1 protein-coding gene is annotated in these 253 nt (G+C 52.6%); it reads right to left on the reverse strand.

Annotated elements, in window-relative coordinates:
• Nucleotides 1–68: 68 nt before the first annotated feature.
• The coding region (locus F1735_RS36140; RefSeq protein ID WP_222853215.1) for a hypothetical protein at nt 69–253 on the reverse strand (185 nt) is incomplete at its 5' end.

Consider the following 253-nt stretch of genomic DNA (forward strand, 5'->3'; position numbering starts at 1 on the left):
ATTTGTTTATAGTTAACAAAAAAAGCCTCCCCTGACCCACTGCTGCGTGCGTGGGTTCCGGGTCCGGCTTAATTTTTACACGCGGCTGAAAGGCAAATGCCACGCTGTAGCATCACCTCTTCATTGCTGAGTGTGATCACGCGAGTTGATGGCCCGGTTTTCACGTAAAACGATGGTCCTACCCCGAGCGATTTTAGCGTCTTGACAGCGCCGGCCACGGCGCTGTTTTTGATCGTGCGGTTAGAACGGTTCG

The organism is Massilia genomosp. 1, from assembly GCF_011682185.1.
GTDB lineage: Bacteria > Pseudomonadota > Gammaproteobacteria > Burkholderiales > Burkholderiaceae_D > Telluria_A > Telluria_A rubra.